The sequence below is a fragment of the Sphingosinicella microcystinivorans genome, assembly GCF_027941835.1.
Classification (GTDB): domain Bacteria; phylum Pseudomonadota; class Alphaproteobacteria; order Sphingomonadales; family Sphingomonadaceae; genus Sphingosinicella.
Map to the genome: position 1 here is coordinate 2352379 of NZ_CP116005.1, position 16098 is coordinate 2368476.

Below are 16098 nucleotides of genomic sequence, written 5' to 3' on the forward strand. Positions count from 1 at the left end.
CCCTGTTGCTCCACGATCATCATCCCGGGCGAAGTCGAGGGATGTCCGGCCAACCCGGCTTGACTTCGCGGCTCCGCGCGGGCACCGATCCGACCATGCCGAGCGTGGCCGAAACCATCGCCGAAACTCTCGTCCTTCAGGGCACCAGCCACGTATTCTGCGTCCCGGGCGAATCCTACCTCGCCGTGCTCGATGCGCTGCACGGCGTGCAGAACAGGATCGCGCTCATCACCTGCCGCCACGAGGCCGCCGCCGCCAACATGGCAGAGGCCTACGGCAAGCTGAACGGCAGGCCGGGCGTCGCGATGGTGACGCGCGGGCCGGGCGCTACGCACGCCTCGATCGGCGTGCACACCGCCTTTCAGGATTCGACGCCGATGCTGCTGTTCGTCGGTGATGTCGGCACCGACATGATCGGGCGCGAGGCGTTTCAGGAGGTCGATTACCGCCGCATGTTCGGCGCGCTCGCCAAGGGCGTGTTCGTGCTCGACCGTGCCGACCGCGCGCACGAGATCGTCGCCTCGGCCTATGCGCTCAGCCTCTCGGGGCGGCCGGGTCCGGTGGTGATCGCGCTGCCGGAGGATGTCCTGACCCACGAGGCGCAGCCCGCCGTCGCCGCGCGCATCGAGCCGCCGCAGGCGTCGCCCGACGCGTCCGCCGTCGCCGCGCTCGCCAACATGCTCGATGCCGCCGAACGCCCGCTGCTGTGGCTCGGCGGACCGGGTTGGACCGCCGATGACGTCGCCGCGGTGCAGGGCTTCGCGGAAAGCGCGGGGCTCCCCGTCATCACCTCGTGGCGCCGCAAGGACCGGTTCGACAACACGCACCCGAATTATGCGGGCGAACTCGGCCTCGGCTCCAACCCGAAGCTCATCGAGCGGGTCAACGCCGCCGACCTCATCATCGCGCTCGGCACGCGGCTCGGCGAGGTGGCGAGCCAGGGCTACACGGTGCCCGCCGTGCCGACCCCGGCGCAGAGCCTCGTCCATATCCATCCCGACGCCGATACGCTGGGGCGCGTCCGCCGTCCGGCGTTGGCGATCCAGTCCTCGATCCGCCTCGCCTGCGCGGCGCTCGGCGAGCTCGGCTTCGCCGTCGACGGCACGCGCTGGGCGGACTGGACCCGCGCGGCGCGCGCCGATTACGAAGCGTGGGTGCAGCCCACCAGCGTTGTGAACGGCGTTAACATGGCCGCGGTGATCGGCCATCTGGACGCGGTGTTCGGCGGGGACGCCATCTATTGCAACGGCGCGGGCAACTTCGCGGGATGGCTGCACCGCTTCCACCAGCACAGCCGCATCGGCACGCAGCTTGCGCCGACCTCCGGCGCGATGGGCTACGGCGTTCCGGCGGGCATCGCCGCGAAGCTGCTCCAGCCGGAACGCGAGGTGATCGTGCTTGCGGGCGACGGCGACTTCCTGATGTCGGGAAACGAACTCATCACCGCCGCGCGCTACGGCGCGAACGTCATCTTCATCGTCGTCGACAACGGCCAGTACGGCACGATCCGGATGCACCAGGCGCGCGACTTTCCGGGGCGGCAATCGGGCACGGCGCTGGCGAACCCGGATTTCGCGGCCTTCGCGCGCAGCTTCGGCTGCCACGGCGAAACCGTGGAGCGTGACGAGGACTTCCCCGCCGCGCTCGCCCGCGCCCGCGAAAGCGGCGTGCCTGCGCTCATCAGCGTGAAGACCGACCCGCGCGAGATCGCTCCCGGCAGGCGGTTGGACGAGACGGCATGACACGACTGACCGATGTTGAAGTCGAGGCGCTCGCGTTCCTCGACGATACGCACGCGCCCATGCTCGCTGCGATCGAAAGCTGGGCGGCGATCAACACGGGAAGCCGCAATCTCATGGGCCTCGCGCAGTACGCGGACGTGCTGGCGGAGGCCTTCGCGCCGCTCGGCGGCGAGATCCGCCGCGTGCCGCCCGCGCCCGTCGAGGCGGTGGACGCGGCGGGGCGTACCTATGCGCTGGCGCACGGCGACAATCTCCACATCGTCATGGACCGCCCGGCGAACAAGCGCGCGCTGCTCACCGGCCACATGGACACGGTGTTTCCCGCCGATCACCCGTTCCAGGCGCTGCGCTGGCTGGCGGACGGCGTGCTGAACGGCCCCGGCGTCGCCGACATGAAGGGCGGCATCGCCGTCATGCTCTGGGCGCTCAAATGCTTCGAGGCGTCGCCGTTCGCGTCGCAGCTCGGCTGGGAGATCGTGCTCAACAGCGACGAGGAGGTGTCCTCGCTCGGCTCCGGGCCGCTGCTCGCCGAGGCCGGGCGGCGCTGCCAGATCGGTCTCACCTTCGAGCCCGCCTCGCTGCCGGACGGCACGCTCGCGGGCGCGCGCAAGGGCAGCGGCAACTTCGCCGCCGCTGTCGCCGGAAAGGCCGCCCACGCGGGCCGCAACCCCGAAGAGGGGCGCAACGCGGTGATCGCCGCCGCAGACCTCGCGCTCCGGCTCGATGCGCTGAAAGGCCCCACGCTCTCCGTGAACGTCGCGAAGATGGAGGGCGGCGGGCCGAACAACGTGGTGCCCGATACCGCCGTGCTGCGCTGGAACATGCGCCCCTCGACCTTCGAGGACCAGCACCGCGCCTCCCACGCCGTCGCCGACGCGATCAGTGCCGTGGCTGCGGCCCACGACGTCTCGATCCAGCTTTCCGGCGGCTTCGCGCGCCCGCCGAAGCCGATGGACGCGCACCAGCGGAAACTCTTCGATCTCGTGCGCGCCTGCGGCCTCGATCTCGGTCTCGACATCGGCTGGCGCGACACCGGCGGCGTCTGCGACGGCAACAATCTTGCCGCGGCGGGGCTTGCGGTCGTCGATACGCTTGGAGTACGAGGTGGCTCGATCCACTCGGATCAAGAGTATCTGCTTACCGCGTCCCTTGTTGAAAGGGCGCGGCTGTCGGCACTGATCCTGATGCGTCTCGCGCAGGGTGCCTGGGACGGCCACGGGGCCTGATCGGCGCCGGATCCGTGTCCGGACCGATATCGTCCCCGACAACACGACAACACGTGTGAAGGCGCGGCCGCGCCGGGGGAGATATTATGGTCTGGTTCATTCGGCCCGCGCGCGCGGACGATGTCGATGCCCTGCTCGTGCTTGCCGGGCAGACGGGCGGCGGTTTCACCAACCTGCCGCCGGACCGGGAGGCGCTGGCGCGCCGCATCGGCTGGAGCTGCGAGAGCTTCGCGCGTGAAGGCGCGCTGCCGCAGGACGAGCTTTACATGCTGCTGATGGAGGAGGCGGAGACGGGCCGCATCGGCGGCAGCGCGATGATCTTCTCGCGTCTCGGCGGCGAGTGGCCGTTCTACACCTACAAGCTCGCCACCGTGAACCAGACCTCGAAGGAACTCGGGCGCAACATCACGATGGAGGTGCTGCACCTTACCAACGATTTCAACGGCGCTGCGGAGGTCGGCGGGCTGTTCCTGCTGCCGGAGCTTCGCGCCGAGGGGCTCGGGCGCCTGCTCGCGCGCAGCCGCTATCTGTTCATGGCGCGCCACCGCGCGCGCTTCCCGACGCGCGTCGTCGCCGAGCTTCGCGGCTGGCACGACGCGGAGGGCAACTCGCCGTTCTGGGACGGGCTCGGCCGCAAGTTCTTCGAGATGCCCTTCCAGGAGGCGGACCGCTTCAATTCGCTGCACGGCAACCAGTTCATCGCCGATCTGATGCCCAAATACCCGATCTACACCGCGCTTCTCCCCGAAGAAGCGCGCGCGGTGATCGGAAAGCCGCACGATACCGGCGTTCCCGCGCTGAAGCTGCTCGAAAAGGAGGGTTTCATCTACGAAGGCTATGTTGACATCTTCGACGGCGGTCCCACCGTCTTCGGCTACATTGACAACATCCGCACCGTCCGGCAGTCCCGCGAACTCCCCGTCGCCGACGCCGCGCTTCCGGAAGGCGGAGCGGTGACGTCGCTCCTCGCAAAGGGAACGCTGCAAGACTTCCGCGCGTGGCAGAGCGGCGCCGCGGAAACCGCGCAGGGCCTGTCGCTCACCGCCTCGGAAACCGAACTGCACGGTCTTCACGCCGGGGAGACGATCAGCCATGTCGCAGCCTGAGATCGTTTCGACCGACCCATCCACCGGCGAGGTCGTCTGGCGCGGCCCGGTCGCAAGCGCCGAGGACGTGAACCGCGCCGTCGTCTCCGCGCGCGCCGCCCAGCCGGGATGGGAGGCGGTGCGTCTCTCGGACCGTGTCGAGCTGATGCGCCGGTACCAGAACATCGTGCGCGACCGCGGCGACGCGCTGGCGACGATGATCTCGCGCGAGACCGGTAAGCCCTTCTGGGAAACGAAGACCGAGGTGCAGAGCGTCATCGCCAAGGTCGACATCTCGCTCACCGCCTATCAGGAACGCACGGGCAGCCGGAAGAAAGACGGCGAGGGCTTCACGCAGCAGCTTCGCCACCGTCCGCACGGCGTGCTCGCGGTGCTCGGCCCCTACAACTTCCCGGCGCACCTGCCGAACGGACACATCGTGCCCGCGCTCCTCGCGGGCAATGCCGTGGTGCTGAAGCCTTCGGAACTGACGCCCGGCACGGCGGCGCTGATGCGCGAATGCTGGATGCAGGCCGGACTTCCCGAAGGCGCGCTGGAGATCGTGCAGGGCGGCGGCGATGTCGGCCGCGCGCTCGCGGGGCATGAAGGCATCGACGGGCTCTTATTCACGGGAAGCGCAACGACCGGCCACGCGCTCGCCCGCCAGTTCGCCGAGACGCCGCACAAGATTCTCGCGCTCGAAATGGGCGGCAACAACCCGTTCGTCGCGTGGGATGTGCACCCGGCGGACCTGCCCGCCGCCGCCGCGCTCGTCGTCCAGTCCGCCTATCTTTCCGCCGGGCAGCGCTGCACCTGCGCGCGCCGCCTGATCGTCGAGGAGGGGAAGCACGAGGCGCTCGTTGAACAGGTCACGGCGCTCATCGACAAGATCATCGTCGGCGCCCCGTTCGACGAGCCGCAACCGTTCATGGGGCCGGTCGTCGACAACCGCGCGGCGGACCGGCTGCTTGAACAGGTCTCCATCCTCACAGGCATGGGTACGACAGCCATTCGGCGGCTGACCCGGATTACACCGGACCGGCCGTTCCTCACGCCCGCGCTTCTCGACGTGACGGAGGTTCCGCACCGCCCCGACGAGGAGATGTTCGGCCCCGTGCTGCAACTGATCCGCGTGCCGGACTTCTCCGCGGCGATGATGGAGGCGAACGCCACGCGCTTCGGCCTTTCCGCCGGACTCATCGGCGGCGATCAATCGCTCTACGACCGCTTCTGGTCGGGCGCCCGCGCGGGCATCGTCAACTGGAACCGGCCGACGACGGGTGCGGCGTCGAACGCACCGTTCGGCGGCGTCGGCGCGAGCGGCAACCACCGGCCGAGCGCTTACTACGCGGCGGACTACTGTGCGTTTCCGGTCGCGAGCCTTGAGGAGACCAAGGTGCGCGGCGCGATCACGACGGGCCTGAGGGTCGACGAGGCATGACCACGATCGAGGTGAACTTCGACGGGCTGATCGGCCCGTCGCACAATTACGCCGGTCTCAGCCTCGGCAACATCGCCAGCGCGAAGAACGCGGGCGGGGTGTCGCTGCCGCGCGCCGCCGCCTTGCAGGGGCTTGCGAAGATGCGGTTTCTCATGTCGCTCGGGCTGCGGCAGGGCTTCTTCCTGCCGCATGAGCGCCCGAATGCGGCATGGCTTCGAACGCTCGGTTTCTCGGGCACGGATGCGGAGGTCTGCGCCGCGGCGTTCGCGGCCGACCCCGTGCTGTTCCGCAACGCCATGTCGGCCTCGTCGATGTGGACGGCGAATGCCGGAACGGTGTCGCCGGCGCCCGACACGGCGGACGGGCGCGTGCACGTCACCGCCGCCAACCTCTCGACGATGGCGCATCGCAGTATCGAGCACACGGAAACGTACCGGCAACTTGCGACGATGTTCGCGGACAGCCGCTACTTCGCCGTCCATGCCGCCGTGCCCGGAAAGTTCGGGGACGAGGGCGCGGCGAACTTCATGCGCCTCTGTCCGTCGCATGGGCAGAAGGGCGTGGAGGTCTTCATCTACGGCGAGGACCGGCAGGGCCGCTTCCCGTCGCGGCAGGATCGCCGCGCCTCGGAGGCCGTGGCGCGGCTGAACGCCGTGGACGACGCGATCTTCTGGCCGCAGGCGGATGCGGCGATTCAGGCGGGGGCGTTCCACAACGATGTCGTCGCGGTCGCCAACGAGCGGGTGCTGTTCGCACATGAGCAGGCGTTCGAGGACAAGGAGGCGCTTTACGCGGAGTTGCGCCGCCGTCTCCCGGAGGTCGAGATCGTCGAAGTGCCGGCAAGCGCGGTCAGTCTTGAGGACGCGATCGGCTCGTACCTGTTCAACTCGCAGCTCGTCACGTTGCCCTCGGGCGAGATGGTACTCGTGCTGCCGAAGGAGAGCGAGGAGAACGTGCGCGTGAAAGCGTGGCTCGACGCCATGCTCGCGGGCAACGGCCCGATCCGCGCCTGCCATTTCATCGACGTGCGCGAATCCATGAAGAACGGCGGCGGCCCGGCGTGCCTGCGTCTGCGCGTCGCGGTGAGCGAGGCGGCGCTCGCCGCGATCGACCGGCGCTTCCTGCTCGACGATGCGAAGGCGGACGCGCTCGAACAACTGGTGGAGTCGCACTGGCCGGAAAGCATCGCGCCCGATGATCTCGGCAATCCCGCGCTGTGGGAAACGGCGTGGGAAGCCCGGCGGGCGCTGTTTCAGCTGCTGGAGCTGGCGTAAGCCTCGCCCATGCGGCGGACGGCGGCGATCTTCGTGTTGAAGGCGCTCCAGTCGTCGGCCTCGTCGATGGGCTTCCAGATTGCTTCCACCTCGTCGATCAGCATCGTGCAGGGCGCGGTGTCCGACCAGTAGGGGTGCGTGCAGTCGTCGGTGGAGGTGTAGGCGGAAACCGCGGCGCGGAAGGTGTCGAACGGTGCCGCGTCGTAGATCGCGTCTGCCGGGTTCGCTCCGCGCCGCCTGCCGCCGCGCCAGTCGAACCAGAAGCGGTCGGGGGCGATGTCGCTTGCGCCGAGCGCGGCTTCGATGGCGAGCGCCAGCGCCTCGTCGGACTTCGCGTCGTGGGGTTTCACGCCGAGCCGCCACAGGTAGCGCTCGGCGAGCGCGGCCTCGTAGCGTTCGGGGAAGGTCTTGAGCGCGGGGATCAGGCTTTCGGGCTCCGCGACGGTGCGCAGGGCGAGCGCGAGCTGGTGGACGTTCCATTGCAGCGCCTCGGCCTGACGGCCGAAGCTGTAGAGGCCGAAGTTGTCGAAGTAGGCGGCGGTGAACGAATCGTCCCAGCGGGGGGCGAAGCGCCAGGGGCCGTAGTCGAAGCTTTCACCTGTGATGTTGATGTTGTCACTATTGAGGACGCCGTGGACGAAGCCCGCGGTGCGCCAGCTTGCCGCGAGCCGGGCGGCGCCCGCCACGGCATGGTCCATCAGCGCCGCATAGGGATCGTCGTGCGTGCCGCCGACGAAATGGCGCAGGCAGTAGCGGACGAGCGGCGGGATCGCATCGAGTTGCTTCAGGTATGCGAGGCGCTGGAAGGTGCCGTAGCGGATATGGCTGTGGCTGAGGCGGACGAGCACGGAGGAGCGCGTCGGCGAGGGCTCGTCGCCGCGCGTCAGCGCCTCGCCGGTCTCGATCAGCGAGAAGCTCTTCGACGTATGGACGCCGAGTGCCTCCAGCATCTCGGTCGCCAGCACCTCGCGAACGCCGCCCTTCAGCGTCAGCCGACCGTCGCCGAAGCGGCTGTAGGGCGTCCGGCCCGATCCCTTGGTGCCGAGGTCGAGCAGGCGGCCCGCACCGTCGCGCATCTGCGCGAACAGGAAGCCGCGGCCGTCGCCGATGTCGGGGTTGTAGGTGCGGAACTGGTGGCCGTGATAGCGCAGCGCCAGCGGCTGCAGCAGGTTGCCGGGCAGCGGCGCGAAGCGGCCGAAGTGCCGGACCCAGTCCTCGTCCGCAAGGTCGCCGAGGCCCACCGTTTCGGCATGGCGCTGGTTCCGGAAACGCAGGATCGTCTGCGGGAAGTCCGCGGCCCGGACGGGGTCGTAATAGTCGGGACCGAGTTCGAGGATCGCGGGATCGGGCCGGTAGGGCGCGCCCGTCATGCCCCGTGCGTGTGCGGCAGGCCGCAGGCGCAGCGCACGTAGCGGATCGTTTCCGTTTCCACGCGCCTGCGCTGCTCATCGTCGACGCCGGGCGCGAACGCGATGTCGAGCGCCGCGCCGACGACGGCGTAGGTCAGCTCCGCCGCGATCCTGGTGTCGACGTCGGTAAGGTCGTACTTCTTCGCCATCGCGCGGTACTGGTTTTCGCACCACGCCGAGACGACCTCGTGCGAGGCGCGGTAGAACGGCTCGGCGTCGGGGTTCGATTTCAGGCCCATCTTGCCGTGGCCCGCCGTGCCCGCGCAGTTGGCGTTGACGATGTTTTCCCACGATTTCTGCGTGGCGCAGTAATCGAAGCAGCGCTGGATGGTGATGCCGGGTTCGAGGTCTTCCAGCCGGTCGCCCGCTTCCATCGCGGCGCACATGCGCTCGCCGTACATGCGGCCCAGTTCTTCGAGCAGGCTGCGCTTCGAACCGAAGTGATAGAAGATCGAGCCTTCCGAAACGTCCGCCGCGCGGGCGATGTCGGCCGTGCCGGTTTTCGCGAAGCCCTGCGTGGAGAACAGGTGGTTCGCCGCTTCCAGCACGCGCTGGCGCGTTTCCGCCGGATCATACCGCCGCGATCGGCTTTCCGCTATGCGCGTCGCCATAAACCTCATCACCCTCCCGCAGTTGACGCTGATGATATGGGAACTTTTGAGTGAGAGTCAAAAGATTCGTGTCAACCGATCTGGCGCTCGAGGTGCTGCGCCAGATATTCGAGCGTCGCGATGCGCCGGTAGAGCCCGCTGTCGGTGACGGCTTTCATCCGGAAGAATTGCTGCATGTGCGGGAAGTGCAGATCGAGCACGCGCCCGAGGAAGGCGGGCGTCAGCAGGCCGCCGTGCTCGTCCGGGACGGACCCGAGACGCCGCCGGACCGCGTAGCTGCGCTGGCGGAGCCACGGCGGCCGCACGCGCGTGCCGAGCTCGTTCATGCGGTGCGACAGCGTCGGCGGGCGGTCGAAGCTGTAGCCGTAGTCCGAAGGATAGGCGGCGAGCACCGGGTCGATGTGCGTGAGCAGCGCGGCCTCGAAGCGGCCCGCGTTCTTGAGCGCGATCGGCAGTTGCAGCGCGCCCGCGACGACCTCGTGATCGAAGAACGGCATGAAATAGGCGCCTTGCCGCCCGACGAGGCTGATCTCCCGGCCGAAGAAGGCGCGGCAGCGCATCCGCGGGTAAAGTTGCTCGATCAGCGTGCGGCGCAGCTTGCCCGTGTGGCCGGGTTTCTCCAGCGCGGTGAGCGCCTTCGCTTCCAGCCGGTCGAGGAAGCCGCGCGGGTCGAACACGTCGGTCACGTCGCTCAGCGTGTAGCGCGCGAAGAAGGCGCCCATCACCTGCCGCGCCGTCAGCGCGCGGTCGGGCAGGTAGAAGAAGTTGCGGAACACCTCGCCGCACCCGCCGGAGACGGCAAGCTGGCCGCCTTCCTGGCGCTTGTGCCGGGCATGGGCGTTGCCGCCGTTGTCGAACAGCCCGCCGTCGGTGACGAGCGCGTCGGTCTCGTGGAAATTCCGCGCGACGATCGCCGGGAAGTCGTCGGGCGTGATGCGCGCGAAGGATGCCTTCTCGAACGGCTCGAAGCGGAAGCCCTCGTGCTCCGCGATGTGCCGCGCCACCTCGACGTCTCCGTCGCCGGGGCTGCCGTAGACGTAGACGTGCGGGCTGACCCCGGCGCCGCGCAGCAGCGCCAGCGCAAGGCGGCTGTCGAGCCCGCCCGAGAGCGGGCACTGCATCCTGTCGCCGAAGGCGTCGGCATAGACGCGCGCCGTCCCGCGCAGCCGCTCGGCCTGCGCGGCGATGCGCGTCTCGATCGGCGTCGAGGAGATGCGCTCGGGCAGCGGTTTCGTCACCTGCGCGCGCACCGCTTTCACGCCCAGCTCCATCTGGGCGTCGGGGCCGAGCCGCTTCAGTTCGTTGACGACGGTGTCGTCGCCCGTCGGGAAGACGTTGAAGGCGAACTCGTAGACGCCCTGCGGATCGAAGGTGACGCGGTCGAGACTTTTCGCGGCGGCGAGGAAGCTCGTCGAGACGACATCCCAGTCGGCGTCGTGGAAGAGCTGGAAGGCGCCGAAGAAATCGGTGAAGACATAGGTCCGCCCGGCCTTGTGGACGAGCGCGGCGAACTGGCCCGTGGTGCTCGACCAGTCCTCGAACGGAAAGCGGAAGTCCGCGAGCAGCGCGCGCAGCGCCGCCTCGCCGAACCTGCCGCCGTGGACCAGCGTTCCCGCGACCGCGATGAAATCGTCGCCGTCGCGATGAAAGCAGGCATGGCTGCCGTGGATGGGGGCGGCGTGGAAACCGGCGTGCGCGGCAGCGCGCAGCGGCGTGAACCGGCTGAAGCCGTGCAGGCGGAACTGCGCCTCGGCGGCGGCGATGCGCGCCTCGTCGGCGTGTTCCTCCGTCAGTCGGCACAGATAGAAGCCGCCCATGCCGTCCCGTTTCCCTGTTCGCGCCCCTTGGCGCATCCGTGGCGAATGCCGCCTGATCGTTAATTTTCGGCGCTTTGTCACGCCTTTATCGGTGTTTCAACACTGCTATAAGCCGAAACCATGTCCGTGACGCCGCCTTCCAGCCGGCCCCGCCTGCTGCACCTGCATTCGACCTTCGCGCTCGGCGGCAAGGAAGCGCGCGCCGTGCGCCTGATGAACGCGTTCGGCGATGCCTGCGCGCACGACATCGTGAGCGCGGTGCCGGACGCCGCGGGGGCCGCCCGGCAGATCGCCCCGGGCGTGGACGCGCGCGTGCTCCGGGATTTCCCGCAGCTCGCCGGGCGGCTGACGCCCGGCAAGCTGAAGGCGATCGGCGCGGCGATCGCGCGCGGCAACTACGACCTCGTGCTCACCTACAACTGGGGGGCGCTCGACGGCGTGATGGCGAACCGGCTGTTCGCGCGCCGGCCGCTCGTCCACCACGAGGACGGCTTCAACGACGACGAGGTGGTGCGGCAGAAACCCGCGCGCGTGCTCTACCGGCGCCTCGCGCTGCCCTCGGCAAGCGCGCTCGTCGTCCCCTCGCAGGTACTGGAGCGGATCGCGCTCGGCACGTGGAAGCAGCCGCGCGCCCGCGTCGTGCGCATCCCGAACGGCATCGACAGCGCGCTGTTCGCCGCGCCGCCGCCCGCGGGCAGCATCCCGGGCTTCGATCGGCGCGAAGGCGAGGTCGTGGTGGGCACGCTCGCGGGCCTGCGCAAGGTGAAGAACCTGCCGCGCCTCGTCCGCGCCTTCGCGGCGGCGACGCGCATCGTCTCCGTGCCCGCGCGCCTCCTCATCGTCGGCGAAGGGCCGGAGCGGGAGGCGATCCTCGCCGCGGCGGCCGAGGCGGGCGTCGCCGACCGGCTTCTCATGCCGGGGTTCATCGGCAGGCCCGAGACCTGCGTCGGCCATTTCGACATCTTCGCCCTGTCGTCCGACAGCGAGCAGTTCCCCCTGAGCCTCGTCGAGGCGATGGCGGCGGGCCTTCCCGCGGTCGCCACCGATGTGGGGGACGTGCGCGCCATCGTTTGCGAACGCAACCGGCCGATGATCGCGCGGGTCGACGACGACATGGTGTTCGCGAGGCTGCTCGCGCGCATGATCGGCGATCCGCTGCTGCGCGCCGAACTCGGCGCCGCGAACCGCGCGCGCGTCGTCGCCGAATACGACGAGGCGGTGATGGTGGCGCGCTACCGCGAGGTCTATGCCCGCGCTATGGGCGCCGCGATGGACGCTACGTGAGGATCGCCGCCTGACGGTTCAGGCGGTCGCGGCTTCCCGGCGCGCCGGCTTCGCCGCCGAACGCTCGAACACCAGCCCGCAGCGATTGCCGATCACCCAGACGACGCGCGCGTCGAGCTTGCCGGTGGTCTCGGTCTCGAACCGGATGCGCGTGCCCTCCTCGGGCGGGGACGGCAGCTCGATCATGGCGCCGCCCGTGGAAATGTTGCGGACGGCAACCGTGCTGCGCCGCCGGCCGACCGTGATCGCCCCGGACATGCGGGTGGAAACCCGTCCGCGCGCGTCGCCTTCGCTGCTGTCGATCATTCCGGTTCTCCCCCTGCCTTGATGCAACTCGTTCTGTTCTTCGTCGCCAACGCCCCTCTGACGGCGTTTCCGGCAGGTTTGCGGCGGCGACTTCGGAGGACGCAGTCGCCGCCGCCGGGGTGTGGCCGCGATCGGTTGAGAGGAACAGGATCGCGGCCGAACGTGTTGGCGTTTCGTTCTGTGGGACAGGAAATCGGATGAACGGTTCGGGCGGGAGTAAAAACCGGTTGCCGGACTCCCGCCTTGCGGTAGATTCGGCCTTGCGCCTTGCTTTGGTGACGGTGTCGTCACGGGCGGCGGGCGGCTGGTTGTAACCGTTACACCGGAGGTTTCGGCGAGGTTCCGGGAGCGCTGAACTTTCCCGTGAAATCATGCGCCTGCGCTTTTTAACGGAATGTTAGGACGTTTCCGGCTCGTAACAATCAGGGGAACGGTCGCGTTGCGGCAACGGTCGGGGGGAGAGGAGGTCTTTTGATGCACCACGACCCGATCCATCCGGGCGACGCCGTGCGGCGGAAGGTGGACGCGGAACTCGAGGCGATCGAGGCCGATCCGGCGTTCCAGCGGGCGCCCGTGATGCGGCGCCTGCTTCGCTTCCTCGTCACGGAAACGCTCGGGGGGCGCGGCGACAAGCTGAAGTCCTACGCCATCGCGGTCGAGGCGCTCGGGCGCGAGGCGGATTTCGATCCGCAGACCGATTCCTATCCCCGCGTCCAGGTCGCGCGCCTGCGCAAGCTGCTGGACGCGCACTACGCGCACGCGGCGCCCGTGGGCGGCATCCAGATCCGCGTGCCGAGCGGCGGCTATGCGGTCGAGTTCGTCGGCGAGGCGCCGGCCCCGCTGGTGCCCGAGCTTCCCGGGCCGAAGGCAAGCACGGTGCGCTATGCCGCGCTCGGCGTCGCGGCGCTCGCGGTCCTGCTGGCGGCGCTGTTCCTGTGGCGCACGGACGGGAACGCCTGGCGCGTCCGCAACTTCCCGACGATCTATCTCGCGCCCGCGACCGCGCTCGACGCGGCGCAGCCGCAGCGCGACGCGGCGGTCGATCTGACGACGGGCCTCGGCGAAGGGCTCGACCGCTTCACCGCGATCGACGTCGTGCGCACGCCCGCCTCGGGCACGGACTACCGGATCGACACGACGCTTCGCGCCGTGCCCGGCGGCACGCGCATCAACATCACGCTCACCAGCCTCGATACCGGCCGCGTGGTCTGGTCGCGTTCGGGCCTGCGCGAACCCGTCGAAGGCCGGCTGTTCGACGTCGACGAGGTCGCCGCGACGGTCACTGCGCGGCTGGCGCAGCCCGCGGGCGTCATCCACAACGACGGCGACCAGCGGAACATCGACATCGACACGCCCTACGGATGCTGGCTCGCGCTTCGCAGCTACTGGCGGATGATGCCGCCGGAGGACGAGCCGAAGGTGCGCGGATGCGTGACGGCATGGGTCGCCGGCGATCCGAAATCGGCGATGGCGCACGGCGCATGGTCGTGGTTCCTCGCGCAGGATGCGCTGAAGCGCACCGGCGAGGAGCGCGCCGACCTGCTCGCGGGCGCACATGCCGAGGCGCTGAAGGCCGTCGAACTCCAGCCCAACGATCCCGGCGCGCAATATTCGGTGATGCGCGCGGCGCTCTATCTGGGGCTGGATCGGCAGGCCCGCGCCGCCGCCGACCGCGTCATCTACTTCAACCCGAACAATCCGGAGTTCATGGCCGGGGTCGGCATGTTCAAGATCATGATGGGCGATGCCGACGGCGAGGCGGTGCTCCGCAAGGCGCTCTCGCTTCACCCCAATCCCCCGCCGTGGGTGCAGTCGGGATTGTTCTTCGCCGCCGTCTCGCGCGACGATGCCGAAGCGGCGCTCTCGGCGGCGCAGGATTTCCAGACGCCCGTCGGCCCGCCGCTGCAGCACGCGATGATGGCGATGGCGCTCGCCCGCACCGGGCGGATGGAAGAGGCGCAGGCGGAATGGCAGCAGGTCGTGGCGGCCGATCCGCACTACGCCGAGACCCCCGAGAGCATTTTCGATCCGCTGCCGCTCGCGCCGCGCGTGCTCGAACGGAGCATCGCATGGCTGCTGCTGGTCAGCGGCGCGTAATCAGCGGCGCCTGACCGGCCGCGGATGCCTCACGCGGCTTTCCGCGCCGCGAGCCATTCGTCGAAATACGCCTCCAGCACGTCGAGCGGCACCGCGCCGTTTTCGAGAACCGTGTCGTGGAAGGCGCGGATGTCGAATTTGTCGCCCAGCGCCGCCTCCGCGCGGGCGCGCAGCTCGCGGAACTTGAGTTCGCCGATCTTGTAGGCGAGCGCCTGCCCCGGCCACGTGATGTAGCGGTTCACCTCGGCGTCGACGTTTGCCGCGGAAAGCGCGGTGTTCTCCAGCATGAAGTCCACCGCCTGCTGCTTGGTCCAGCCCTTGGCGTGGATGCCGGTGTCGACGACGAGGCGGCAGGCGCGCCACATCTCGTAGGAGAGGCGGCCCATGTCCTTCTCCGGCGTGTCGTAGAGGCCCATCTCGATGCCGAGACGCTCCGAATAGAGGCCCCAGCCCTCGACGAACGCGGTGAAGAACGCGCCGTGCTTGCGGAAATCGTGGAGGTCGAGCTCCTGCTGGAGCGCGATCTGGAGGTGGTGGCCGGGCACCGCCTCGTGAACGCCGAGCGACGGCAGCTCGAACAGCGGGCGCTGGTCGAGTTCGGTGAGGTTGACGCGGTAGACGCCGGCGCGGCCCGCGGCGATGGCGCCGGGCTCGTAATAGGCGGTGGTGTTGCCCGCCGCCTGATCGTCCGGGATCGGCAGCACCGTGTAGGGCAGGCGCGGCAGGCGCCCGAACAGCTTCGGCAAATGGCCGTCGACGGTCTTGGCGAGCGCGCCCGCGCGCAGCATCAGCTCCTCGCCGGTCTTCGCGTAATATTTCGGGTCGGTGCGCAGCATGGCGATGTAGGCCTTGCGGTCGCCCTTGAAGCCCGACTTTTGCACGACCGCATCCATTTCGGCGCGGATGCGCGCGACCTCGCTGAGGCCGAGCTCGTGAATCTCCTCCGCCGTCCGGTCCGTCGTGGTCTGCTGGCGGATGCGGTAGGCGTAGTAGGCGGCGCCGTCCCTGGTCGCCGCGATGCCGACGCTCTTGCGGCACCTGGGCGCGTATTCGGACGTGTAGAATTTCAGGAAATCGCGGTAGGCGGGCGTCACCACGGTCTCCACGGCCTTTGCCGCGCGCGCCTTCAGCGCCTGCCAGTCGCCCTCCGAAATCATCGCAGGCTTCGCGCGGAACGGATACATGAAGCTGCTCTGCCCGGCGCTCGGCGCGATGCGGCCCTCGATCGTCTTTTCGAAGCCCGCCATCGGCACGCACGGCTGCGTGAAGCCTTCGGCGATGGCGCGGCGGGTGACGGCGATGCCGTCGGCGTTCTGCCTGCCGTAGGCCTCGAGGCGGCCGACGTAGCTTTCGTAGTCCGCCCTGTTGAAGAACGGGGAGTCGTCGGCAAGGCCCGCGAACGCCATGTGCCAGCCGTAGCGGTTGGTGAACAGGATGGTAGCTTCCTGCCCGAACGCCGCGCCCTCGACGCTGCTTTCGAGGCTGCGCCTGAGGATGCGGTAGTCGATGCGGTCGGCCTTCGGCAGCGCGTCGATGGAAATGGCGTCGAGGCGCTTCAGGAAGGCCTTGTCCGCGGCAAGGCGGCGCTCGTATCCGGCAAGCGAGATGTCGTCGAGCCTGCCGTCGCCGCGCCGGTCGCCGAGGCTGGTGGCAAGGCGCGGGTTCTCGGCGAGCGTCATCTGCCAGATGTCGTCGCGCAGCCTTGCGAAGTCGTCGGCGGGCGCCGCCCATGCGCCGGATGCGGCGACAGACAGGCCGATCGCGATGAGGCCGGGTTTCATGTGGGTCTCCCTGACGATGCTGTTA

The 16098-nt window shown here is 69.2% G+C and carries 12 protein-coding genes; 7 read left to right on the forward strand and 5 right to left on the reverse strand.

Features of this window, described 5'->3' with window-relative positions:
* Positions 1 to 41 precede the first annotated feature (41 nt).
* The 5 genes from PE061_RS11320 to PE061_RS11340 all read left to right on the forward strand — a co-directional run bounded on the left by PE061_RS11320 (position 42) and on the right by PE061_RS11340 (position 6768).
* Positions 42 to 1742: a thiamine pyrophosphate-binding protein gene (locus tag PE061_RS11320; protein WP_271255392.1), complete on the forward strand. Its 1701-nt coding sequence runs from the start codon at positions 42 to 44 to the stop codon at positions 1740 to 1742.
* Positions 1739 to 2968: a hydrolase gene (locus tag PE061_RS11325; protein WP_271255393.1), complete on the forward strand. Its 1230-nt coding sequence runs from the start codon at positions 1739 to 1741 to the stop codon at positions 2966 to 2968. Before PE061_RS11320 ends, PE061_RS11325 begins: the two co-directional genes overlap by 4 nt.
* An 86-nt stretch (positions 2969 to 3054) precedes the next feature.
* Positions 3055 to 4074 carry an arginine N-succinyltransferase gene (locus tag PE061_RS11330; protein ID WP_271255394.1) on the forward strand — a complete coding sequence of 340 codons (1020 nt, stop codon included), beginning with the start codon at positions 3055 to 3057 and terminating at the stop codon, positions 4072 to 4074.
* Entirely contained in the window at positions 4061 to 5494 is a 1434-nt protein-coding gene (gene astD / locus PE061_RS11335) for a succinylglutamate-semialdehyde dehydrogenase (RefSeq protein ID WP_271255395.1), read from the forward strand. Before PE061_RS11330 ends, astD begins: the two co-directional genes overlap by 14 nt.
* Complete coding sequence (locus PE061_RS11340; protein WP_271255396.1) at positions 5491 to 6768, forward strand: N-succinylarginine dihydrolase; 1278 nt, start codon at positions 5491 to 5493, stop codon at positions 6766 to 6768. Before astD ends, PE061_RS11340 begins: the two co-directional genes overlap by 4 nt.
* On the opposite strand, the gene PE061_RS11345 is transcribed toward PE061_RS11340, so the two are convergent.
* The 3 genes from PE061_RS11345 to PE061_RS11355 all read right to left on the reverse strand — a co-directional run bounded on the left by PE061_RS11345 (position 6747) and on the right by PE061_RS11355 (position 10605).
* Positions 6747 to 8138, reverse strand: a complete 1392-nt coding sequence (locus PE061_RS11345) for a protein adenylyltransferase SelO family protein (RefSeq protein WP_271255397.1) — start codon at positions 8136 to 8138, stop codon at positions 6747 to 6749. The two genes, PE061_RS11340 and PE061_RS11345, sit on opposite strands and share 22 nt — an antisense overlap.
* Positions 8135 to 8788, reverse strand: coding sequence for a TetR/AcrR family transcriptional regulator (locus PE061_RS11350; RefSeq protein WP_271255398.1), 654 nt, complete (start codon positions 8786 to 8788; stop codon positions 8135 to 8137). Before PE061_RS11350 ends, PE061_RS11345 begins: the two co-directional genes overlap by 4 nt.
* A gap of 71 nt (positions 8789 to 8859) precedes the next feature.
* Positions 8860 to 10605, reverse strand: coding sequence for an asparagine synthetase B family protein (locus PE061_RS11355; protein WP_271255399.1), 1746 nt, complete (start codon positions 10603 to 10605; stop codon positions 8860 to 8862).
* 120 nt (positions 10606 to 10725) lie between these two features.
* Here PE061_RS11355 and PE061_RS11360 point away from each other — a divergent pair, with 120 nt between their 5' ends.
* A complete protein-coding gene (locus PE061_RS11360; RefSeq protein ID WP_271255400.1) occupies positions 10726 to 11889 on the forward strand; it encodes a glycosyltransferase family 4 protein in 1164 nt (387 codons plus the stop codon).
* A gap of 18 nt (positions 11890 to 11907) precedes the next feature.
* On the opposite strand, the gene PE061_RS11365 is transcribed toward PE061_RS11360, so the two are convergent.
* A complete protein-coding gene (locus tag PE061_RS11365) occupies positions 11908 to 12195 on the reverse strand; it encodes a PilZ domain-containing protein (protein WP_271255401.1) in 288 nt (95 codons plus the stop codon).
* A 474-nt stretch (positions 12196 to 12669) separates the two neighbouring features.
* Here PE061_RS11365 and PE061_RS11370 point away from each other — a divergent pair, with 474 nt between their 5' ends.
* Positions 12670 to 14292, forward strand: coding sequence for a hypothetical protein (locus PE061_RS11370; protein WP_271255402.1), 1623 nt, complete (start codon positions 12670 to 12672; stop codon positions 14290 to 14292).
* Positions 14293 to 14321: 29 nt separating this feature from the next.
* On the opposite strand, the gene PE061_RS11375 is transcribed toward PE061_RS11370, so the two are convergent.
* On the reverse strand, positions 14322 to 16073 hold the full coding sequence (locus PE061_RS11375) for a DUF885 domain-containing protein (RefSeq protein WP_271255403.1): 1752 nt from the start codon (positions 16071 to 16073) through the stop codon (positions 14322 to 14324).
* Positions 16074 to 16098 lie beyond the last annotated feature (25 nt).